Below are 21807 nucleotides of genomic sequence, written 5' to 3'. Positions count from 1 at the left end.
AATAGGAGAAAGCAATGTACGACACAGACAAGCGAAAACTTCTATCTGCCTTGTCTCATGGAGCCATTTTTTTCAGCACAACATTGATATCTGTAGGCATACCTATCGCCATACTGCTTGTATCTGACGATCCTGTTGTTAAAGAAAACGCCAAAGAATCGGTCAATTTCCACTTTAATGTCTGGTTTTATGGTGCAATTCTGGGAGCGCTGTTTTTTCTATTTGGCTGGTTAGTGTTACCTCTATTATTGCTGGGACCACTAGCTGGTCTGGGATATCTATTACACTGGGGATTGACAATTTGGGCGCTCATCGCAGTTTTCAGCAGTCCTGATATACCCTTCCGTTATCCCTATATTTTCCGCGTTTTTTAGCATAGATTATGGGTATGGGCATTGGGCATTGGTAATTCTTAGTTATTTGCTACCAAATACAAAATTTAATTAATTTGTAGCGAATTCTCTGCGTGCCTCTGCGTTTCCCTCTGCGCCACTTTGCGTTTAAATTTCAACCCTCAATTCCCCACAATTTTGCCAACAGACAGTCTTATAATTTTGAATTTCTTCATAATGTTGTTTTTTTTCCAGTCCGTCGGATAGGTGCAACCAAGCTGTAGAATACAAAATTGCCCCACAACTTGATTAAGAGTAGGGCAAAGGACAGTTAAGCACTGTTTGTAGTCTGTCTGACGGCAGGAAAATTTTAGCCTGCTTTTGTGACGCTTTGTTTTGTGTCTATTTGCGTTGTTTTTCTTGATAAAATTTTATGTTTCCTATACATCGCCCCCGTCGTTTGCGTACACATCCCCAATTGCGCCGGATGGTTCGTGAAACTGTTTTAACAACAAACGATTTAATCTACCCACTATTTGCTGTACCGGGTGAGGGAATCGCTAATGAGGTGAAATCGATGCCTGGAGTCTACCAACTTTCGGTAGATAAAATTGTTGAAGAAGCAAAAGAAGTTTACGACTTAGGAATTCCTTCTATTATTCTATTTGGTATTCCAGCTGATAAAGATGTGGATGCCACTGGTGCTTGGCATGATTGCGGAATTGTCCAAAAAGCAGCAACAGCGGTAAAAGCAGCAGTCCCAGATTTGGTTGTAATTGCTGATACTTGTTTATGTGAATATACTAGCCACGGTCATTGTGGTTATTTACAAACTGGTGATTTAACAGGACGAGTTTTAAATGACCCAACTCTGGAATTGTTGAAGAAAACAGCGGTTTCTCAAGCGAAAGCTGGTGCTGATATCATCGCACCTTCGGGAATGATGGATGGGTTTGTGCAAGCAATTCGTCAGGGTTTGGATGAAGCAGGATTTCAAGATACGCCGATTTTATCTTATGCTGCTAAGTATGCTTCGGGTTATTATGGCCCATTTCGCGATGCAGCAGACTCGACACCACAATTTGGGGACAGAAGAACTTACCAAATGGACCCAGGTAACGCCCGCGAAGCGATTAAAGAGATTGAATTAGATATCGCTGAAGGTGCTGATATGCTCATGGTTAAGCCAGCTTTAGCATACATGGATATTATTTGGCGCGTCAAGGAAGCAAGTAACTTGCCAGTTGCAGCTTACAATGTTTCTGGTGAGTATGCGATGGTGAAAGCTGCGGCTCTCAATGGTTGGATTGATGAAGAGCGGGTGGTTATGGAAACTTTAACTGGGTTTAAACGCGCTGGTGCAGATTTGATTTTGACTTATCATGCCAAAGATGCGGCGAGATGGTTAAAGTAGGCTAGGCATATTGAATACTAATTTAGGGAAAATCTCACGCAGAGGCGCGAAGACGCAGAGTTGTGTTTTGGTGTTTGGGCGTGAGATTCTTTGTATTTTGGGTTTGGCTGGTGCGAAATTCAAACAAAATTGAACTCATCGGTGTTATACTTGTCATACGTGTATTGCAAGGATGATAAAGGTTATGCTCAGTGTCAGGCTGGATGAAGAAACAGAACGGCAGCTAGCCGATATTTTAGCTCACGAGCAAACGGAAAAGAGTGAATTGATCCGACGCTTGATTGCTGAACGCTGGCTAACCTTACAAGCAGGTAAAACTTTGCTAGAGAGGCGGGGTGGACACCCTGAACATCTGCTACAAGATGCACCAACGGATTTATCGGAACGCTCTAACCGTAAAAAAGCGATCGCTCAATATCTCAACAAGCGGCATTCATGACCTATTATCCGCTTATACTCGCAGATAGCGGGTTTTTGTTTGCGTACTACAGCGCTAGAGATCAGTATCACCAACAGGTGCGTCGCTTCTTTGAAAACTGTACTTCTAGGCTGGTGACTACGCCCATTTGTATTGCAGAAGTGGTGTGGTTGCTCAACTTTGATTGGCGTACACAAAACGAGTTTCTTCTAGATGTTGCTAAACAACTCTATGAGTGTGAGCAACTATTGCCACAAGATTTTTCGCGCATTGCTGAGTTGAATACTCAGTACAGAGATTTACCAGGGGATTTTGCAGATTTATCCTTGATAGTCATTTCGGAACGCTTAGATATTGCTGCGATCGCTACTTTGGACAGTGATTTTGATATTTATCGGCGTTATCGGAAAAAACCTTTTGAGCGGGTGTTTTAGGGATGCGATGTCTACGACGGGCTACGCCTACGCAAGTTCAGTATAAAGCTAAAAAGGCTTTTTCGGTTTAAGTAGCGCACTTGTACAAAGCCGTTCTCTTCCAGAATGCGGCAGACTTCTCTAGCAGAAAGAACACGCAGTTTACCCAATATTTATCTCTAGGCGTGTAACAAAAAATTCTGTGTGCAACCTTTGCTGAATTTCAGAAGGATCTGCTGTTTCAAAGAATAATTCTAATGCCTCAATTAGGTTATTCCGTGCTTCTTCAATTGTGTCACCTTGGCTGGCGATATCGAGTTCGGGACAGAGGGATACATAGCCATCCTTTTCGCGCTCAATGATAGCAGTGAATTGTGTTGTTTGCTTCATTTTTGTCTTTAGTGATTTTTTGGAGCCTTGCGATAGCTTAAGCTTGCTTTCGTAGTCTTTCTAGATTCTGTTGATGTAACTCTGGGAAGTTTTCTAAATCATCTATTGACTGCGGCGCAGGGAAGATTACAGCGTCTTCAGTAGTGAATCTATCTAAATAAGTTTGAAAGGCTTGATCGTCTTCTCTATGCTCAAGGATATATTAACGTAATTGGGCACGTGGCATTGTCATAAAATCTGGCTTATTCATACATATCTCCACTTACCGTCTAGGTAAATTATAATTTCATTTTCTTGACCAGCGAGAATTACAATATTTTTTGTTAGCTCATCGATTCGCACTAAAAACACAGGTAAAAAATACATTTTAGTAGCCCAAAAACTTAAGATAAACAACGTTTTAAATTGTTCTACAGTAAGCATATTTAAATTATTGCTACAACAGATTTTTTACTTTAGTGTGAATTTTAGTCAAATCAGTATCTTTCAACAGTGAAGTTTTCTAAACACATTTTATGCAGATTGTCTCCGTGATAGTACAGAAATATAGGGTTGCCTCGTTTGCCAGAGGCAGAGGCGATCGCTCATAAAACATCTAAAATCGAAATTAAATAGCTTTGATATAGTTATGGCAATCACTCGCTCTATGCTAGGGGCCGTTTATTTAAAAAACCTAAACTCTAACTAGTGCGATCGCTCACTGTATTTGTGACAGCAGCACGATAAAATTCTAAAACCATAATCGTACTAAAAGGTCTAAATGGCAGAAACACTATTCTTCAACGCCTTACGGGAAGCCATTGATGAAGAAATGGCGCGTGATTCCAGCGTATTCGTTCTCGGTGAAGATGTTGGACATTACGGCGGTTCCTATAAAGTTACCAAAGACCTGTACCAAAAATATGGCGAACTCCGCATTCTAGATACCCCCATCGCTGAAAATAGCTTTACTGGAATGGCTGTAGGAGCTGCAATGACTGGGTTGCGTCCGATCATTGAAGGCATGAACATGGGCTTTTTACTGCTCGCCTTCAACCAAATATCCAACAACGCTGGGATGCTCCGCTATACTTCTGGTGGTAACTTTAAAATTCCAATGGTAATTCGCGGTCCTGGAGGTGTAGGACGGCAGCTAGGCGCAGAACATTCCCAACGACTAGAAACCTACTTCCAAGCTGTGCCAGGATTAAAGATTGTTGCCTGCTCTACACCAAGAAACGCTAAAGGACTGCTGAAATCCGCTATCCGTGATGATAATCCAGTGTTGTTCTTTGAACACGTTCTGCTTTACAACTTGAAAGAAGATTTACCAGAAGAAGAATATTTACTGCCTCTGGATAAAGCAGAAATTGTGCGTCCAGGAAAAGATGTGACAATTATTACTTACTCGCGGATGCGCCATCATGTAGTGCAAGCCGTAAAAACTCTTGAGAAACAAGGATACGATCCAGAAGTTATCGATTTAATATCTCTCAAACCATTAGATTTTGATACCATTGGTGCATCAGTAAGAAAAACACATAAAGTCATTGTTGTGGAAGAATCGATGCGAACTGCGGGTATTGGAGCAGAAGTCATCGCCTCAATAAACGATCGCTTATTCGATGAATTAGACGCGCCAGTACTACGACTTTCTTCCCAAGATATTCCCACACCTTACAACGGCAATCTGGAACGACTAACAATCATCCAACCAGAGCAAATCGTAGAAGCTGTGGAAAAAATGGTCGCTTTGCGAGTTTAAAAGTTAGGAGTGAAAAGTTAGGAGTGAAAAGTTAGAAGTGAGGAGTTAAGAATTCAATATTGAATTTACAACTCCTAACTCCTAACTCTCAACTACTAACTCCTAACTCTCAACTCCCAACTCATAACTCTACAAAAGAGCGCTATTATAGCGTTTGTCAGTTGCGAGTTATGGTATGCAAAGACAGCGATCGCTATTAATTTTGATTTTAGTCCTGATAATCGCCGCTATTACGGTGATTGCCACAATTCCGATACCTCTTGGACTGGACTTGCGCGGAGGCTCACAGCTAACAATTCAGGTGAAACCATCAGCGGAAGTTCCCACAATCACCGAACGAGAATTGGAAGGTGTAAAGAAAGTTGTCGAAGGGCGGATTAATGGTCTGGGTGTTTCTGAGCCAGTAATCCAAACAGTCGGCGCAGATAAAATATTGGTGCAACTACCAGGAGTCAACGATCCAGAGCAAGCTGAACGGGTGCTAGGGGGTACAGCACAGTTAGAATTTCGTACCCAAAAGGCGAATACAGAAACTCAACTGCTTGCTTTTCAAGCATCAAGAGCCGAATTGAAATTTAAGCAAGAAGAATTAAGAAAGAGTACTGACAAAGCAGCAATTGTCAAGAATCAAGAAGACTTACAAAAAAATAATCAAGCGATCGCAGAATTGTTTGAAAGCACTAATCCACCGCTAATTGGCAAATACCTCAAGGATGCCTATGGTGAACCCACTCAAGGTAACAACTGGAATGTTGCTATTCGCTTCGACCAAAAGGGTGGTGAACTGTTTGCCAATTTGACGAAAAATCTCGCTGGTACTGGGCGTAGCATTGGTGTTTTTCTGGACAATGAACTGATCAGCGCTCCTACTGTGGGTATAGAATTTGCCGCTACTGGTATTACTGGTGGCTCTGCCGTGATTACAGGAAGGTTTACTGCCCAACAAGCCAATGACTTAGGTGTGCAGCTACGCGGTGGGGCATTACCCGTACCAGTAGAAATTGCAGAAATTCGCACTGTTGGAGCAACCTTGGGTAAAGACAGTATCACTAGCAGTATCTATGCTGGTATCGGTGGTCTGACTTTAGTCTTAGTATTTATGGTGCTGTATTATAGACTACCAGGACTAATTGCCGATGTAGCCCTATTGATTTATGCCCTGCTAACCTGGTCTACCTTTGCTTTGTTGGGTGTCACCCTAACTCTGCCAGGAATTGCCGGTTTTATCCTCAGTATTGGGATGGCAGTGGATGCAAATGTACTGATTTTTGAGCGGACGCGGGAAGAATTGCAAGCGGGCAAATCCCTGTATCGTTCCATAGAATCTGGTTTTTACCGGGCCTTTTCTAGTATTTTGGACGGTAATGTTACCACAGTCATTGCCTGTGCTGCACTATTCTGGCTAGGGGCTGGTTTGGTGAAAGGCTTTGCCCTAACTTTAGCTTTGGGCGTAGCAGTGAGTATGTTTAGCGCCATTACTTGTAGTCGTACCCTCATGTTTTTAGCATATACAATTCCTGCACTGCGGAAACCAGAATATTTCTGTCCGAACCTGCCAGCATCAAATAAGGCAGAGGTGACTCAATGAAACTAAGTATTAACAAATCGCGATCGCTTTGGTGGGCTATTTCTATTGCCGTCATCCTCGCTGGTATCATCTCAATGGTGATTTCTTGGCAAAACCCGAGCATCAAAGCACCCCTACGTCCCAGTTTGGATTTTGTCGGTGGTACACGATTACAGTTTGAACGAGATTGTACCAAACCCGGTAACTGCGACCAGCCAATTGATATCAATGTCGTTCGGGAAGTAGCTAAAGCACAGGGGTTGGGTGATAGCAGCATCCAAATTGTTGCTGACAAAGGTACTGGTGCGGAAAATGGTATATTAATTCGCACAAAAAATCTGGATGGCGAACAGCGTACCAATTTGCAAAATGCCTTGAGTGAAAAAGTCGGTACTTTTGACGAGCAAAAAAATCAATTTGACACGGTTGGCCCTACTCTAGGGGCAGAGCTGTTTAGGTCTGGGGTAATAGCTTTAATAGTTTCCTTTGCAGGCATCATAATCTACTTGACCTTCCGGTTCCAGTTAGATTATGCGGTGTTTGCGATCGTTGCTCTACTTCATGATGTCTTGGTTACAGCAGGGGTGTTTTCGATTTTGGGTTTGGTACTAGGTACTGAAGTAGATAGTCTCTTCATCGTTGCCCTGCTGACAATTACAGGTTTCTCAGTTAACGATACTGTAGTGATTTACGATCGCATTCGTGAGACGCTGCAAATCAATCCCAATCGACCAATTGCTGATATTGTGGATGATGCAGTAAACCAAACCTTAACAAGGTCTATCAACACGACCTTTGCTACAATGCTGTCATTGTTTGCTATCTTTCTGTTTGGTGGCGAAACTCTGAAAAACTTTGCCTTAGCTTTAATTATTGGCTTTACAGCAGGGGCTTATTCAAGTATTTTCATCGCCAGTACTCTTCTAACTTTGTGGCGAGAGCACAATGGTCAAACAAGTGTGGTAGTCACTGATGAATCGATTGATACATCTGCTGGTAATTAGTAATTGAGTATTGGGCATTGGGCATTAGTCTTTAGCAGATGACAAATGACAAAGGACAAATGACAAATGACAACTGACCCATCCTTTACTCAACAAGTAGAAAGATTACATAAGTTGACAATATATGGTAGGTGGCTGTTTGTGGGCTGTTTATGGCTCACCATTGCGCCTGCTTCCTTGTGGGGTCTACGTGCAGAAATTTCTCTGTGGCAGCAATATTTTACCTGGGTGGCGGTGCGATATGGGCTTTTCTACAATCCACTGTCTACCTTTGGTTTAACCTTTTGTATCGGGATGACAGCTGCTGTTTTAGTTTGGCAAAGTCGGAATATCTTACTCGGACTACCACAGCAAGAAAAACAACGTTTAGAAAAACAAGTTTTTCGAATACGTCAACAGGGACCAACTCATCCTCTATGGAAGTGGATTTGTCATTAAATCTTCAAATCGTTGCATATAGATATACATATTCAGCAATTTCTAGCAAAATATGGCTTAGAAATAGCAAATATACTGCCAAAACTGGTGCCATACATGAACGATCATCAGATTCAATTTAGCGATCGCAAGTCTAAAATTGACCTTTATCAACTCCAAGAACTATTAAACGTTTCCGCTTTCTGGGCAAAGGGACGCAGTATTGAAGACTTAGGTATAGCTATTGCCAATAGTGAGCCAGTGATTTCCGTCTGGAATAGCGATCGACTCATTGGCTTTGCAAGAGCAACATCTGATGGTATCTATCGCGCCACAATTTGGGATGTTGTAATTCATCCAGAGTATCAAAATAGTGGGTTGGGAAGCAATTTGGTCGAAACTGTTTTGAGGCATCCCCGCATGAAGTCGGTTGAGCGTATTTACCTGATGACTACTCACCAGCAAGGTTTCTACAAAAAGATTGGTTTTCAAACCAACAGCACCACTACGATGGTGTTACACAATCAAGCTAACCATGCTTTCGTTTCTGCTACAGAAGTTCAGTTTCAGGAATCACCGCAGCAGTTCCGAGCAATGAGTGCTGAACGCTGAGTATAAGAACTGTTGTAGTAGTAGGATAGTCAAGAAGCAAGATTTCGTCTCTACTACTCAGCACTCAGCACTCAGTACTCAGCACTCAGCACTACTCACTATGGGGATAGAGATTTGTAGTCTGGTAAGCTGTTGAAGTGGTTCTTTCACAATGGTCGAGGGCAAGATTTCTAACTTCCCTCCCATAACTTCCAGCAGAGTCTGATTGATTAATAGCCTCATCCCTGGGGAAAGAGTAGCGTTTTTTTGGTCAATCTGGGTCAACCGATCTTCAAATTTGAGCAAATCAATCGGCTCGCTCCAAGGTACAGCATGAGTTGGTAAATCTAGCCAAATGTTTACAAAATTCTTTGTAGGTAGGATGCTACTGGAAATACTAATGCTGCCTTCTTCCATCTGAGTAATGGCAGTGTCTATTAAACTTATCAATACTTGGCGGAGCCAGAGGTAATCTGTCAAAACATAAATTTCTGGGTCGGCGGGTAATAACTGTAAAGGAAAATTGCGATTTGCCGCCAGCATATAAGTTAAGTCATGAACCTCATCTAAAATTTGGGCTAAGGGTCTGGGCTGAATATCTAATTTATTGGTGCCGTGTTCAGTTCTAGCAACGTTGAGAATTTCATCCATTAGCTTCAGCAACTTCAGCGTTCGCTCGTGAGCTTGGGCAATAAATTCTCGCTCTTCAGCTGGATTTTCACACAAATCTGACAGAATTAATTGATGTAAGCCAATCAAACCATTAAAAGGCGATCGCAATTCATGGGTAGTCCGTGCCAAAAAACCAGCTTTAAACTGGCTCATTTCCCTTGCCATTTGGTATGCCAGCTGTGTTTGCTGTAGCTGTTGTGATATTAGTGACATATCCTGTTGAGCTAATGGCGCTACTGGGGATGAGCTAGATGAAACATTAGGCGATGCCTGCTTTGGGCGTAGCCATCGCCCAAATAACTGACGGAAAACCATACCTAGTGCTATTCCTGCTCCTAGATATATCCAGTTGCTCCAATTCATATCTGGCAATTATTAATTTGCTAATTGAGTACAACAGCGCAAACTAAAGTTTCAGATTTCTCTGTTGTTAAAACTACGAAAACAACATTATAGCTACCTATACTTGGTTATCACTCGAAATCTCTAACTCGATCGCACCTTGTCGCAAAATCTGCCAATTTATCCCTGTCCATTTCGCAACCGTGGAAGGTATACCCATCCCTGTTATTTCACCCTGGTGTTCTGTCGTTGCTAAAGTCAGAACCTGGGGAAACTGAGTCTCAATTTCTGTCATTGTTTGCAAAGGTGGCTGACCAGAAAAATTAGCGCTAGTGGTCGCAAGAGGGCCTGTTTGCGCCAAAATAGTTTGAGCGATCGCACTGTTTGGTACTCGAATCCCAATGGTTGTTGGATCGATGGGATTCATAACTTTTGGTAAGCGTTCACTCGCTGGCAAAACTAATGTCAGCCCTCCTGGCCAATATTTATCTGCTAATTCTTGCCAAACTTTATACTCATTCTCACTACCTTTGACATACGGCCACAAATCTCCAGCACTAGCCGCCATCAAAATCAAAGGTTTATCTTGACTGCGTTGTTTCGCCGCAAAAATTAATGCTGCTTCTTCTGGTATTACTGCAAGTGCCGGAACAGTATCCGTAGGAAAGCTTACCAAAAGACCAGCGCGTGCGCCAGTAATTAGATTTGTTAGAGAAACTTGGGTCATGTTTACAAAGTTAGGAGTTAGAAGTTAGGAGTGAGGAATTTCATAACTCATCACTCATCACTCCTAACTTTTGTAGGCCAGGGCAAAACGTTCAATTCCAGCTAAATCAGCGTGAATTTGAATCTTACAATAGCTACCTTGATTTTGTAAAAGTTCTCGCACTGCATCCGCTTGTCCAGCCATCATCTCAATCAGCCACACGCCACCCGATTGCAAATAACTGGGAGAGATTTTGATCAAATGACGAATGCAATTTAAGCCATCAGCGCCACCATCCAAAGCCAGATGTGGTTCGTGGTTAACGACTTCTGGTTGCAAAGTAGGTAAGGTGCTGGTGGGGATGTAAGGGGGATTTGATACCATACCACTGAACTGACCTTTTAAGAATGTCAGTGGCTCCCACCAGGAACCTTGATAAAATTGAATCCGGTCAGCAAGACCCAAATTATCAGCATTGGATCGAGCGATCGCCAGAGCTTCTAAACTGTAATCAACTGCATGAATTGTTGCTTTTGGCAAGACATCTGCTAATCCCAGTGCGATCGCACCACTCCCAGTACCCAAATCTGCCCAGTGTCCTGAAACATTGCTAGCAGATGCTTCAGCTAAATCAATTAAACACTCTGTTTCTGGTCTAGGAATCAAAACCGCACTCGACACCGCAATTTTAAACTGACGCCAAGTTGTAGCTCCCGCAATATACTGCACTGGTAAGCGGTCATTTAATCGCCTCTGCCACAACTGTTCTAACTCTTCTAGTGGCAATTGCAGTTGAATTTGCGGCCAGTTTTTAAAAGACTCCAAACGCAGTGCCAAGCGGTCTAACCCAGCAACTTCCAGGAGCAGCCAATCTACCTCCATTGGTGGGACATCAGTGGCGATCGCTGCTTCGAGAGCTGCATTCCGCCACTGCCAAAGTTGTAAACCAGAGACTATCAGATGTTTCTCCCCCATAGCTCAACCTTGGAGCGCATATCCGTTATTTTTTCGGAGCGGGGGCGGCAGCTGGTTTGGCAGCTGGTGATTGATTTGGGGCAAGGGAGCGAATAAAGTTGATCGACTCCCGTGATGGATACAGAACAATTTTATTGATACTAGGATCGCTGCTGCTATTGAGAGCCTCCATAACACCGTACAAATCCACTACCTGAATTTCAGTATTGGCTCCTTCCTTTGGCACGGCTTTTTTGAATTCCTCTAACAGAGCCACTGCTTGTTCTTTCTCAAAAAAGAAAGGGATGTATCGCTCATTACCTTTAGCAAGGGGAATAGTCAGATAACTATTATCTTTCTTAAATTTTGGTACAAATAAGGGAATACCATTGAATTGCTCTCCCTTTTTACCATTTTGATTGAGCATACTTGTTGCCGAGGCTACTTGCTGTTGCGTCGGGACTAAAGTATAAATCACGGAATCTGATTTCTTTTTGCTTTCTTGGACTATTTTATAGTAGTCTGCCAAGGACAAAGGTCTAACCTGTAGAGTGCTTGCCAACTGAGGATTTTCTTTTTTGAGTCGATTGTCAAGGAATTTTTGAGCATCTTGCTTGCTAATAAAAAATCCCACTTGTGATACAGGCTTGGATGCGTTGTTTCTCGAAAGAACTACAAATTCGCCTTTAGGATTGGTGAGCGTGAATACAGGTACTTCTTGGAGCTTTTTCACTACCTGATCTTGTGGGAGAGCGATCGCCTCTAGATTGCCCATTCCTGGTAGATTGCCTATTCCTGAAAGCCCCGTTAAAAATACACTGCCAGCTATACCCAATGTTGCGCCTAAGCGAATAAATGATTTCATGACTGCTCCTCGCATCAGTAGTCCAATTAAATTAAACAAATGGTTGGATTTCCACAGCACCAACTAGCTTTAGTTATATAGCAATCTATTTCAGTTGTGAAAAATTCATTGTGCGCGTTGAGGTTGAGTGTTAAGCGTGAGGCAGCCCGGTCTTGTTGTTCCAACAAAGAGGGACTGCCGTTAGCGCAGCGTTAGCGACGCAGGAGCGTCACCCGGAGGGTCAACGGTCAAAATCCAATGTTCCCTAACTATTTAGAGTTGCTGTAGTATCGTTTTCACAAATTGGCTGTGCTAACGTTGTGTTTTTCTAGGTTTTGCTTCGCTATTGACCGCGAAATGCCGTAGATGCTTATTATATGTCTTCTCAAACAGCAAAAAGCCTCTGCATCTCTCCAACCTTGGAGATGATAAATGCCATTTTATCGGCTTTTTCTAATGTTAGTTGACGCTATTAGTTAATCAATCGTTCCATCTGTGATTGGTTTAATATCTTCTCAAATCTATACAAAGCTCAGTGTTAAAAATTAGCTTACTACTTAATCGCGAAATTTCCTATTAAGCTTCAACAGCAGAACAGCCTAATTGGTCTTCTCCATAAAGATATCCAGTTAAATTGTAGATGTTAGTAAATAAAACCTAACTAACTGCTTAACTGTTAACCATGTTAATTAAATCGGGATGACAGGATTTGAACCTGCGGCATCCTGCTCCCAAAGCAGGCGCGCTACCAAGCTGCGCTACATCCCGTTATACTCATTCACTTTTTTGGGTTTGGTTTTAAATTCCCATCAAAGCGATCGCGCCTCGCCTTCACAAAAGCGTTAAGGCAATCATATCACATAACACCACTCATGCCTAATATATTTATATTTTCTGCAAATACTAGCTAGATTAGATATTTAGACTCACAAAGGTTTGTCTGCCGACTTAGTTTTACAAGAAATATTACTTGTGCGTTCGTCGGCTAAACCTTGTCAAACCAAATTGAAATAATAGATTTGTACTACTATACCTGATTTTATTGTGCGAATCGGGTTTTATTTGGATTGAGCATTAGTGAGGATACCAGAACATACCTTTGATGCCTTCTGGATCAGCCATAAACCCCATAGTTCGGTAGAAATCTACAACATGGGGGTCAGCGAAGAGAGTGACATTACTAATTTCTTCACTCCTAAGTTTTTTGAGAACGTATTTCATCAGCGCCTTGCCCAGTCCTTGACTTTGAAAGTCTGGGTGAACCACTACATCCCAGATAGTGGCATTAAACGCGTGATCTGAGGTAGCACGGGCAAAACCAATGAGCCGCTTTTGGTTTCCTCTCACTTGCCACATTGAGGCAACGAGAAAACTATGCTCAATAGCTTTTTTTACTTTTCTTAGAGGACGACGCGACCAACCAACTGCATCACAGAGTTCTTCTAGCTCATATAGGTCAATATCTCGTTCCGTACTGAAGACGATCCGAGCCTCCTTTGAAGCAGCTTCGCTAATACTACTAGGGCTGGAGTTGCCCGCAGTTTCCGCTGTATGCTCTTCAAAGAGATTTGTCTTACTTGTCCCTACAGATTCAGGAGTACTAAACCAAGTTTTCCAAAAACCCATGCCAACGCGGTTCGGGTAGTATAACTGAATTGGTTTCCACTCTCAGGAGTGTTGATTCACTTTTAACATCGCTACCCCCATTTATTACCCTTTACACTCAAAGTTTTTCGGTTGTTTTCGGGATTTGCAATGGTAATAGCCAGTTAGAGCGTGTTTCACACCAATCATTTTCAACTTTAGCATTTTGTTGTAAAGGCTAGGAGAAATTCACCAAAAGGGTAAGGATATAAACAATTCAAAATTCAAAATTCATAATGGAAAAACCTAATCCTGGCAATTGCTCGTATAGAGCTTAAATGCAAGTTAGCTTAGGAATGAATTGTATACACGGGATTGGGCATTGATAAAGAGGCAGAGGGGCGGGGTGCTGCTCTTGCAGAGGGGAAACCTCTTCTCCCTTGCTCCCTCCTTCCTCCTCCCAGTACCCATTCCTTAACACCCAAACTCCAACACCCAGCCCCCAGATGACGAAAGCAAGCGAGTCTTACCTTTAACAATGGCTTCTGGTTTAAAATCTTCGACACTGGAACTCCTAAAGCGCTTTAACCGAGCGTTTCCCCAGTTTTATGAGCAATTCGTTAGTAGTGAAATCCAACTGCAAAATTTGCGGCTAGCCTACCGTCTCTATAAAACTAGACGCGCTGTTATTGAGCTGAAACCGGAAGGTAGCAAAAGTGCCCTGCATTTTGCTTACCGCAACCAGTCTTTTCTCCTCAGCGATATTTTTGGTGTACTAGCAGCTTATGGGTTGACTATCCACGGTTTAAGTCTATACGGTCAAATCCGTCCGCCAATGTTAGTTTTTATCAAACTGTTGGTATCTCGTGGTAGTAAAGCCTTGACCGAGAAAACCGCAGAAAATGTTTGTCGCGCCATTCGTGAGGCTTTAGGAGGTCGGTTTGAGGTAGAAGAGATGCTGGCGGTAGAATTTAATCTTGACACTGGCTTAGAGCAGGTACAAACTGAGTTTTATGTCGATCCGGTATTTCATCTCCCTGCCTTAGTGATTGAAGCTGATAATCAACCAGGATTATTCTACAAAGTGATGTATGCTATCTGGCAGGAAGACCTTCTGGTAGTCAATGCGAATTTACTGGTTTGGCGCGGACGTACACGGCTAATTCTCTACTTGTTAGGGCCGAATGAAAGTCTCATTCCTGAATATCTAGGTCACAAAATTGCTGAAGGAGTGCGACAGAGGTTGCTGGGTAAATAAAAAAAGTGAGAAGTTATGAGTTATGAGTTAAAAATTCCTCACTCCTAACTTCTGACTCTTTCCACTTTAGTATTTAGTCGCACCCGTCCTTAAGGGTACGATACAAGTATGGCAACTATCGAAATCTTGGGCGTTCCACACGCATACGAGCTAACGGCTCCCACTTCCTGCCCCCATGCTTTAGTATTTATCCACGGTTGGCTCAATAGCCGTGGATATTGGCAACCTGTGATTTCCCGCCTATCAGATGATTTGCAGTGCCTGTCCTATGATTTGCGAGGTTTTGGTGAATCCCAATCCCAGGTAAAAACCGATTTTAGTCGAGCACAAACGTCTTTGAGTCTGACGCCCATCTCCAGTAGTGGGGTTGGCTCATCTTTCGATTCTCTTTATACTCCTGCTGCGTATACTCAGGATTTAGCAGCTCTCCTGAAACAGCTAAATATTACGAGTGCTTGGCTAATTGGTCACTCATTAGGCGGGACGATCGCTCTTTGGGGAGCAGATCAAATGCCTGAGCGCGTTAAGGGAGTTATCTGTATCAACGCTGGCGGTGGTATTTACCTCAAAGAAGCCTTTGAGCAGTTTCGCTCGGCGGGTCAGAAATTTTTGCAAGTCCGTCCGCGCTGGCTGTCCCAAGTGCCTTTGATTGATTTGCTGTTTACCAGAGCTAGTGTGGCTCGTCCTTTGGAGCGCTATTGGGCACGTCAACGGGTAATAGATTTCGTGGTGGCTGATCCAGAAGCGGCTCTGGGAACTCTGTTAGACTCTACAACTGAAGAAGAAATCAATCGCTTACCTGAGCTAGTATCCCAATTGAAGCAGCCAGTTTATTTTTTGGCTGGCGCGGAAGACAAGGTTATGGAACCCAAGTATGTGCGCCATTTAGCCAGCTTTCACAGGCTTTTTCAATATTGTGGTGACAATGTTCTAGAAATTCCTAATTGTGGACACTTGGCTATGTTGGAACAGCCAGATACAGTGGCCGATCACATTCGGGCGATAGTCAATAGTTATAGGGTATAGGGCAAATACAGTTCTGAGTTTCGAGTTTCGTTAGCGGGAGCGGGCGTTTAGCCCGTGCTGAGTAAAAAAGTGAAATTTTCCACTCAGCACTCCTGAAGGACATTGGGCATTGGTGACAAATGACAAATGACCAATGACCAATGACAAATGACTACTCAACAGGTTGATACAACTTCATCACCTGAGTAAGCCCTAACCTAGACTCAACGCCTAGTGTCAGAGGAGATGTATGACCACGGGATAGATGGTCAGCGGCGGCACAGCCAATCATGGCGGCGTTATCGGTACAGAATTTTAGAGGTGGGAATAGGACGCGTAGGTTATGTTTAACGGCGGCAGCTTGGAGATTTTTTCTCAACCCGCTGTTTGCAGCTACACCGCCACCAATGGCAATTGTGTCTAGACCATAGTCAAGGGCACAGGCGATCGCTCTTTTGGTTAGCGATCGCGCTACCGCATCCTGAAAGCTAGCTGCTACATCTGCCACTGGTATTTGTCCAGTATCTTTCTCTAACTGCTGCACTAAACGTAATACAGCCGTTTTTAACCCACTAAAACTCGCATCATAACGATGAAACCCTCCACCGGGTAAAGAAACTCTTCCTTCCGGTAAAGCAAAGGCTTGAGGATTACCCTGCTGTGCCAACTTGTCAATCACAGGCCCACCCGGATAACCCAGTTTTAACAATCGTGCCACTTTATCAAAGGCTTCACCCGCAGCATCATCACGGGTCTGTCCCAGGGTTTCGTAGTTACCACAATCTTTGATATAAATCAAGCTTGTATGTCCGCCTGAAACCAGTAAGCTAAGAAAAGGGGGATTTAAAGTTGATTCGCTCAAGTAAGTTGCGTAAATGTGACCTTCGAGGTGATGAACTCCCAAAAATGGCTTGTTATGTACTATTGCTAAAGTTTTGGCAGCAGTTAATCCCACCAATAGCGCTCCTACGAGTCCAGGGGCACAAGTGGCAGCAATTGCGTCAATTTGTCCCCAATCTAGTTGGGCTTGCTCTAAGGCTTGTGCGATCGCAACATTTATCGTTTCCAAGTGCTGGCGAGACGCTACTTCTGGTACTACCCCGCCATACTGCTGATGGACTGGAATTTGCGAGGCTACGATACTGCTGCAAACTTTACGATTATTAACAATTGCGACGGCTGTTTCATCACAACTGGTTTCTATTGCTAAAACGGTTGTCATTGGGAGTGCTGAGTGCTGAGTGCTGAGTGCTGAGTGCTGAATGCTGAATGCTGAGTGCTGAGTTATGAGTCCTGAATAGTAGAGAAAAAATCTTGCTTATTTACTACCCTACAACAACAATTCTTATACTCAGCACTCGGAACTCAGCACTCAGCACTAATTTTGGTTGAGAAGCTTTAACTTTTATTTACTTAAACTTTACTCGGTTCCCACCCAAGAGTATGATGACTTCCTAGTTATGCAAATAAACAACTGTACAAGCCGCTTCGTTTTGTACAAAGAACTTCTTGTTTTGTAATAAAAGGAAACAACTCTATGCGACGATTGTTTGCTTTGATGTTAGCGATTAGTCTTTGGTTCAACTTTGCCCCCCCAGCACAAGCTTTAGGGGCTAATTTGACACCATGCAAAGACAATCCCGCTTTTCAACAGCTAGCAGCTAATGCCCGTAATACCACCGCTGACCCCCAATCAGGGATAAAGCGATTTGAGCGTTATTCTCAAGAACTGTGTGGCCCTGAGGGCTATCCCCACTTGATTGTTGATGGTCGTCTAGATCATGCTGGTGACTTTTTGATCCCCAGCATTCTGTTTCTATATATTGCTGGTTGGATTGGCTGGGTAGGTCGTGCCTATCTGCAAGCAGTCAAAAAAGACCCGAATACTGAACAAAAAGAAATCCAAATCGATATTGGTTTGGCACTACCCATAATAGCGTCAGGTTTTACTTGGCCAGTAGCAGCAATCCAAGAACTTCTTTCTGACAAATTAGCAGCCAAGGATACAGAAATCCCTATTTCCCCACGCTAAATCAGCTTAACTAATTCATTTGTTTTGGAGACTAAATTCATGGCAGACAAAGGCGACCAATCAGCTTATTTGATTAAATTTATTTCCACAGCGCCCGTGGCCGCTACGATATGGCTGTTCATCACAGCAGGTATCTTGATTGAATTCAACCGCTTTTTCCCCGACCTACTTTTCCACCCACTACCATAAGTGTTAAATAGGATTTAGGACAGTTGAATCAATGTCTTATTTTTTGCTTAATATTATGTAGTTGATGTATTCAGCTTAGTTAGGCAGAATTATCACTAAAATAGGCAGCAAAAATAGTTTTTTGAAACTCGTGATACTGTTTACAGATCGCGAGTTTCACGGTTTTAAAATAAGCTAAATTAATTTTTCTAAACTTATTAGAAAAAAGACATCTTTAGCGACAATTATTATTAATATAAAAATGCCACCATTTTAATTTAAAGGCGAACATAAAATATGGCACAAGCAGTAGATGCATCAAAGAATCTTCCCAGCGATCCTAGAAATCGGGAAGTTGTTTTTCCCGCATTTGGCGATCCACAGATAGGCAACCTGGAAACCCCGGTTAATTCTTCTCCGTTGATCAAGGGGTTTATTAATAATTTACCTGCTTATCGCCCAGGTCTGGCTCCTGCTAGACGCGGTTTAGAAGTTGGTATGGCTCATGGTTACTGGCTATTTGGCCCCTTTGCCAAATTAGGCCCACTGCGGGACACAGATAATGCTAACTTAGCTGGGTTACTGTCAGCCATTGGCTTGGTTGTAGTTCTCACAGGCGCTCTATCGCTGTATGCAAATAGTAATCCACCCAAAGCACTTCCTAGTGTTACCGTACCCAAGCCTCCAGCAGATGCTTTTAACTCTAAAGAAAGCTGGAACAACTTCGGCAGTTCTTTCTTGATTGGTGGTATTGGTGGTGCAGTAGTTGCTTACTTTTTGACTAGTAATTTGGCACTAATTCAAGGTCTATTTGGTTAATTACTAGGAGTTAGAAGTTAGGAGTTAGGAGTTTGAATTCATAACTTCTAACTTTTAACTCCTAATTTATTTAAACAAAACAGCTTCAATATCATTTAAAGCAGTTTCAAAATCGTCATTAACGATTCTAATGTCAAATTCATCTGCGGCTTGAATTTCGTCTTGGGCACGGAGCAGACGACGGGCGATCGCTTCTTCAGAATCTTGGGCACGAGAGCGTATTCGTTTCTCTAATTCATCAAAGGAAGGCGGTAAAATAAAAATGCTGAGGGCACTGGGGAAGGAAGCACGAATTTGTCTTGCCCCTTCTAGTTCAATTTCCAGCACCACCAACTTACCAGCATGAATTTGGTTAAGTACAGCTTCACGGGGGGTGCCGTAATAGTTACCAGCAAATTCTGCCCATTCTAAAAATTCACCTTCAGCAACTAATTGCTCAAACTTACTGCGGCTGATAAAGTAATAACTTTTGCCATCGATTTCCCCTGGACGGGGAGAACGAGTTGTCACGGATACTGAATAATAGAGTTCTGGATGACGCTCTAGGAGCGATCGCATTAAAGTGCCTTTACCGACCCCACTGGGGCCAGTTAAAACAATTAATCTGCCTAAATGTAAGCATTCTTCGGTAGTTGCACTACTCTGGATGGGTAAAACTGGCATCATCCCTTCAACCTGTGAATCAATCAATACATATTACTCATTAGTCTTGTGTTCCTGGCCTAGTCCACTAATGACTAAAGAATTTGTAGTAAGGGTGACAAAAAAATTGTCTAATTCACATGGTACTACCGATACGGTGCAAAGAGGAGTGGGAAAAAGCCACTGCTAGTCAATTATCTACAGTTTGATGCTCGCGGGAAATCACAAAGCGATTCGCTACCGTTTCCGGCTGAATCGCTGACAGAATTACGTGGCTGGAATCGGTGATAATTACAGCCCTAGTCCGACGACCGTAAGTTGCATCAATCAGTTGACCTCTGTCTCGTGCATCGGTAATAATCCGCTTAATCGGGGCAGACTCTGGACTGACAATGGCAACTACTCGGTTGGCAGACACGATGTTACCAAAGCCGATGTTGATTAACTGAATGTCCATAAAAAAAAACTAACGCTAAACGCGGTTTGATAAAGCTTGAAATAAACTTCTTTCCATGTTATCGCCAAAAAACGGGAGTTACAACGCTTAAATTCAAGCCAATCTGCGTTTTTAAATAATGTCTGTTTCTTTTAGCTATTTATTAGCTATTTTTCCTAAAAATATTCCTAAAGATACAGGCAAAATCATACTGATACAAGCTAATTAGGTGATGTATCTTCATCAAAATAACTAGTAGCGAAAGGCTAATTCAAAATTAATAATGAAACTTGCGGACTTGTTAACAAAATTCAAAATGAATACAGTGTAAGGATTTTACTGATTTTAATTTAGTGGTTTATTTACGCTATGCTGGAAAAAGTTAGCTTATCTTTAACCAGGGGCTATGCCACGCAAGAGCATTTCAAAGGAAGTAAATAAATTTTGAGCTGATATTTTTGTTCATGACCCAATCTTTCAATCTCGTCAATCAAATAATCCCAATTAAAATGCTCTAAATCTCGTTCTTGCAATTATTTCAATGTAGTTTATAACCAATTTATATAAAATTTGAGTGAGTATTTTTAGACATTACTTAGTATTTTTCTAATTGGCGAAGATTGGGAATTAGGTTTTATTGACGTAAACTTCCAGCTTCACAATCGCGCAACCATGCTTTAATCCCTTGGGCAACAGTACCGTTACTACTATTGCGTGGTGGAGATAGTGGTTGCTGTTGTGAATAGGAACCAGCTTGAGAAAACATCATTACTAGTTGCCAACCACTTTGAGTTTTAGTCAATAACAGCCAGTGAAATTGTTGTAATTCTACAACTTTCTTACCTATGTACTGCCGCTCCAAGGTAGTAAAGAAAACTTGCTCAACTCCTGATGTAGCACTTTTAGATGCATCTGCACTATATTCTTCAAGGTTAAGGGGCAGAGGAGTAAACTCAGGTTTTCCTGCAACAAGCATATAACTGTAAACCTCACTGCTTCTACTGAGGCGGCGGGCGCGTTGACTAGCGCGATTGGTATAACTAGGTAATTTTTGCAGTAGCTGTATAGTTAACGTTTCTAAATTTTGCTCAGAACACAAAGACCTTTCGCCACTGTTGACATTTTCCCTTTGTGCTAGCGCCGAGGGTTTAGGGGTGGCGTTTATCGAGTAGGCTGGGTAAGTAAAGCTATTTGATACTACAACCCAGAAGCCACAAGCTAAAAGCCAACTATAATTTTTCTGATTGAGCGAAGAGGCAAGATTGTTCTCCCTTACACCCTGCACTCTGAGTGTCTCACGAACTCTTAGCTTCATGCCACCGTGGTTAACTCCTCAGAAATCCGCTTCCAAGCTAACTCAGGCTCACTAGCAGCGGTGATGGGACGACCGATCACGAGATAATCTGCACCGGCAATAATAGCTTGGGCTGGAGTGAGCGATCGCTTTTGATCGCCAATATCAGCCCAAGTTGGTCTAACCCCCGGACAAACTAGCAAAAACTCATCTCCACAACTTTGTCGTAGCTGTGCCACTTCTTGGGGCGAACAAACTACCCCATCCAAACCAGATTCTTGAGCCAGCAGGGCCATTTCTAGGGCATATTCTGGCAATTCTAGGGGGATTTTTAAATCAAATGCCAACTGCCGAGCAGAAATGCTCGTTAGCAGAGTAATCGCAATTAACTTTGGTGGTTCTATACCTGCTTTTGCAGCCCCTTCCTGTGCGGCCTCAGTTGCGGCTTTCAGAGCATCTTTACCAGCAGTAGCATGAATTGTCAGTAAATCCACTCCATATCTAGCTGCACTCCGGCAAGCACCAGCAACGGTATTGGGGATATCATCAAACTTTAAATCCAAGAAAATGCGCTTTTGCCGAGACTTTAACACTTCCAGAATTTTCGGCCCAGTGCTGGTAAACAACTCTAAACCGACTTTCCAGAAAGTAACTTGTGGTAGCTGATCTATAAGAGCGATCGCACTTTGTTCATCCGGGACATCCAAAGCCACAATAACTCGTTGTTCTACCTGTTCCCTATTCCCCATTCCCTACTCCCC

At 42.7% G+C, this 21807-nt stretch carries 28 protein-coding genes and 1 tRNA gene; 14 read left to right on the top strand and 15 right to left on the bottom strand.

Going from position 1 to position 21807, the window contains the following annotated elements; translation table 11 throughout:
• The first annotated feature begins 14 nt into the window (after positions 1–14).
• From RMY27_RS12660 to RMY27_RS12645, 4 genes are all read left to right on the top strand, one after another.
• Positions 15–374: a DUF4870 domain-containing protein gene (locus RMY27_RS12660; protein WP_322663610.1), complete on the top strand. Its 360-nt coding sequence runs from the start codon at positions 15–17 to the stop codon at positions 372–374.
• 391 nt (positions 375–765) lie between these two features.
• The gene (gene hemB / locus RMY27_RS12655; RefSeq protein ID WP_322663608.1) at positions 766–1746 is read left to right on the top strand and encodes a porphobilinogen synthase; all 981 of its coding nucleotides are present in this window, start codon (positions 766–768) and stop codon (positions 1744–1746) included.
• A 184-nt stretch (positions 1747–1930) separates the two neighbouring features.
• Positions 1931–2185 carry a hypothetical protein gene (locus tag RMY27_RS12650; protein ID WP_322663606.1) on the top strand — a complete coding sequence of 85 codons (255 nt, stop codon included), beginning with the start codon at positions 1931–1933 and terminating at the stop codon, positions 2183–2185.
• The gene (locus RMY27_RS12645; RefSeq protein ID WP_322663604.1) at positions 2182–2598 is read left to right on the top strand and encodes a type II toxin-antitoxin system VapC family toxin; all 417 of its coding nucleotides are present in this window, start codon (positions 2182–2184) and stop codon (positions 2596–2598) included. Before RMY27_RS12650 ends, RMY27_RS12645 begins: the two co-directional genes overlap by 4 nt.
• A gap of 141 nt (positions 2599–2739) precedes the next feature.
• Here RMY27_RS12645 and RMY27_RS12640 read toward each other — a convergent pair whose 3' ends face one another.
• From RMY27_RS12640 to RMY27_RS12635, 3 genes are read right to left on the bottom strand one after another with little or no spacing between them, the layout of a single operon-like run.
• A complete protein-coding gene (locus RMY27_RS12640) occupies positions 2740–2967 on the bottom strand; it encodes a type II toxin-antitoxin system HicB family antitoxin (RefSeq protein ID WP_322663602.1) in 228 nt (75 codons plus the stop codon).
• Between the two features lie 37 nt (positions 2968–3004).
• Complete coding sequence (locus RMY27_RS35515; RefSeq protein ID WP_416212339.1) at positions 3005–3166, bottom strand: DUF6887 family protein; 162 nt, start codon at positions 3164–3166, stop codon at positions 3005–3007.
• Between the two features lie 47 nt (positions 3167–3213).
• Positions 3214–3390 (bottom strand): DUF6888 family protein, encoded by a 177-nt coding sequence (locus RMY27_RS12635; RefSeq protein ID WP_322663600.1) that lies wholly within the window; start codon positions 3388–3390, stop codon positions 3214–3216.
• A 337-nt stretch (positions 3391–3727) separates the two neighbouring features.
• Between RMY27_RS12635 and RMY27_RS12630 the strand changes: the two genes are divergently transcribed.
• From RMY27_RS12630 to RMY27_RS12610, 5 genes are all read left to right on the top strand, one after another.
• Positions 3728–4711: an alpha-ketoacid dehydrogenase subunit beta gene (locus RMY27_RS12630; RefSeq protein WP_194046234.1), complete on the top strand. Its 984-nt coding sequence runs from the start codon at positions 3728–3730 to the stop codon at positions 4709–4711.
• A gap of 175 nt (positions 4712–4886) precedes the next feature.
• The gene (secD, locus tag RMY27_RS12625; RefSeq protein ID WP_322663639.1) at positions 4887–6299 is read left to right on the top strand and encodes a protein translocase subunit SecD; all 1413 of its coding nucleotides are present in this window, start codon (positions 4887–4889) and stop codon (positions 6297–6299) included.
• Positions 6296–7282, top strand: coding sequence for a protein translocase subunit SecF (gene secF / locus RMY27_RS12620; protein ID WP_322663598.1), 987 nt, complete (start codon positions 6296–6298; stop codon positions 7280–7282). Before secD ends, secF begins: the two co-directional genes overlap by 4 nt.
• A gap of 66 nt (positions 7283–7348) precedes the next feature.
• Positions 7349–7720 carry a hypothetical protein gene (locus RMY27_RS12615; protein WP_322663596.1) on the top strand — a complete coding sequence of 124 codons (372 nt, stop codon included), beginning with the start codon at positions 7349–7351 and terminating at the stop codon, positions 7718–7720.
• Positions 7721–7816: 96 nt separating this feature from the next.
• Positions 7817–8311: a GNAT family N-acetyltransferase gene (locus tag RMY27_RS12610; RefSeq protein ID WP_322663594.1), complete on the top strand. Its 495-nt coding sequence runs from the start codon at positions 7817–7819 to the stop codon at positions 8309–8311.
• A 78-nt stretch (positions 8312–8389) separates the two neighbouring features.
• On the opposite strand, the gene RMY27_RS12605 is transcribed toward RMY27_RS12610, so the two are convergent.
• The 6 genes from RMY27_RS12605 to RMY27_RS12580 form a co-directional block, all read right to left on the bottom strand.
• Positions 8390–9325: a HAMP domain-containing sensor histidine kinase gene (locus RMY27_RS12605; RefSeq protein ID WP_322663592.1), complete on the bottom strand. Its 936-nt coding sequence runs from the start codon at positions 9323–9325 to the stop codon at positions 8390–8392.
• 97 nt (positions 9326–9422) lie between these two features.
• Positions 9423–10031 carry an L-threonylcarbamoyladenylate synthase gene (locus RMY27_RS12600; protein ID WP_322663590.1) on the bottom strand — a complete coding sequence of 203 codons (609 nt, stop codon included), beginning with the start codon at positions 10029–10031 and terminating at the stop codon, positions 9423–9425.
• Between the two features lie 63 nt (positions 10032–10094).
• A complete protein-coding gene (prmC, locus tag RMY27_RS12595; RefSeq protein WP_322663588.1) occupies positions 10095–10985 on the bottom strand; it encodes a peptide chain release factor N(5)-glutamine methyltransferase in 891 nt (296 codons plus the stop codon).
• Between the two features lie 25 nt (positions 10986–11010).
• Positions 11011–11829 (bottom strand): Tic22 family protein, encoded by an 819-nt coding sequence (locus tag RMY27_RS12590; RefSeq protein ID WP_322663586.1) that lies wholly within the window; start codon positions 11827–11829, stop codon positions 11011–11013.
• 673 nt (positions 11830–12502) lie between these two features.
• Positions 12503–12576, bottom strand: a tRNA-Pro gene (locus tag RMY27_RS12585).
• Positions 12577–12882: 306 nt separating this feature from the next.
• Positions 12883–13434 carry a GNAT family N-acetyltransferase gene (locus RMY27_RS12580; RefSeq protein WP_322663584.1) on the bottom strand — a complete coding sequence of 184 codons (552 nt, stop codon included), beginning with the start codon at positions 13432–13434 and terminating at the stop codon, positions 12883–12885.
• A 496-nt stretch (positions 13435–13930) separates the two neighbouring features.
• Here RMY27_RS12580 and RMY27_RS12575 point away from each other — a divergent pair, with 496 nt between their 5' ends.
• Together RMY27_RS12575 and RMY27_RS12570 are read left to right on the top strand one after the other, a co-directional pair.
• Positions 13931–14650, top strand: coding sequence for a hypothetical protein (locus RMY27_RS12575; protein WP_012410214.1), 720 nt, complete (start codon positions 13931–13933; stop codon positions 14648–14650).
• Positions 14651–14758: 108 nt separating this feature from the next.
• Entirely contained in the window at positions 14759–15676 is a 918-nt protein-coding gene (locus RMY27_RS12570) for an alpha/beta hydrolase (protein WP_322663582.1), read from the top strand.
• 151 nt (positions 15677–15827) lie between these two features.
• Here the strand turns inward: RMY27_RS12570 and tsaD are convergent, their stop codons facing one another.
• Positions 15828–16877: a tRNA (adenosine(37)-N6)-threonylcarbamoyltransferase complex transferase subunit TsaD gene (gene tsaD / locus RMY27_RS12565; protein ID WP_322663580.1), complete on the bottom strand. Its 1050-nt coding sequence runs from the start codon at positions 16875–16877 to the stop codon at positions 15828–15830.
• A gap of 315 nt (positions 16878–17192) precedes the next feature.
• On the opposite strand from tsaD, the gene RMY27_RS12560 reads away from it, so the two are divergent.
• From RMY27_RS12560 to RMY27_RS12550, 3 genes are all read left to right on the top strand, one after another.
• A complete protein-coding gene (locus RMY27_RS12560; protein ID WP_322663578.1) occupies positions 17193–17687 on the top strand; it encodes a Photosystem I reaction center subunit III in 495 nt (164 codons plus the stop codon).
• 39 nt (positions 17688–17726) lie between these two features.
• Positions 17727–17876, top strand: a complete 150-nt coding sequence (gene psaJ, locus RMY27_RS12555) for a photosystem I reaction center subunit IX (RefSeq protein WP_094349471.1) — start codon at positions 17727–17729, stop codon at positions 17874–17876.
• A gap of 276 nt (positions 17877–18152) precedes the next feature.
• Positions 18153–18674 carry a photosystem I reaction center protein subunit XI gene (locus RMY27_RS12550; protein WP_322663575.1) on the top strand — a complete coding sequence of 174 codons (522 nt, stop codon included), beginning with the start codon at positions 18153–18155 and terminating at the stop codon, positions 18672–18674.
• A 66-nt stretch (positions 18675–18740) separates the two neighbouring features.
• Here RMY27_RS12550 and gmk read toward each other — a convergent pair whose 3' ends face one another.
• The 5 genes from gmk to pyrF form a co-directional block, all read right to left on the bottom strand.
• Complete coding sequence (gene gmk / locus RMY27_RS12545) at positions 18741–19340, bottom strand: guanylate kinase (protein ID WP_322663637.1); 600 nt, start codon at positions 19338–19340, stop codon at positions 18741–18743.
• A 166-nt stretch (positions 19341–19506) separates the two neighbouring features.
• Positions 19507–19773 (bottom strand): extracellular matrix/biofilm regulator RemA, encoded by a 267-nt coding sequence (remA, locus tag RMY27_RS12540; protein WP_041233849.1) that lies wholly within the window; start codon positions 19771–19773, stop codon positions 19507–19509.
• A 383-nt stretch (positions 19774–20156) separates the two neighbouring features.
• Positions 20157–20285: a DUF29 family protein gene (locus RMY27_RS35510; RefSeq protein ID WP_416212338.1), complete on the bottom strand. Its 129-nt coding sequence runs from the start codon at positions 20283–20285 to the stop codon at positions 20157–20159.
• 101 nt (positions 20286–20386) lie between these two features.
• Positions 20387–21067, bottom strand: a complete 681-nt coding sequence (locus tag RMY27_RS12535; protein ID WP_322663573.1) for a hypothetical protein — start codon at positions 21065–21067, stop codon at positions 20387–20389.
• The gene (gene pyrF / locus RMY27_RS12530) at positions 21064–21795 is read right to left on the bottom strand and encodes an orotidine-5'-phosphate decarboxylase (protein WP_322663572.1); all 732 of its coding nucleotides are present in this window, start codon (positions 21793–21795) and stop codon (positions 21064–21066) included. The genes RMY27_RS12535 and pyrF overlap by 4 nt, the downstream gene beginning before the upstream one ends.
• Positions 21796–21807: the final 12 nt, after the last annotated feature.

Source organism: Nostoc sp. DedQUE09, from assembly GCF_034530915.1.
Classification (GTDB): domain Bacteria; phylum Cyanobacteriota; class Cyanobacteriia; order Cyanobacteriales; family Nostocaceae; genus Nostoc.
This window is presented reverse-complemented; position numbering and strand designations above follow the sequence as displayed.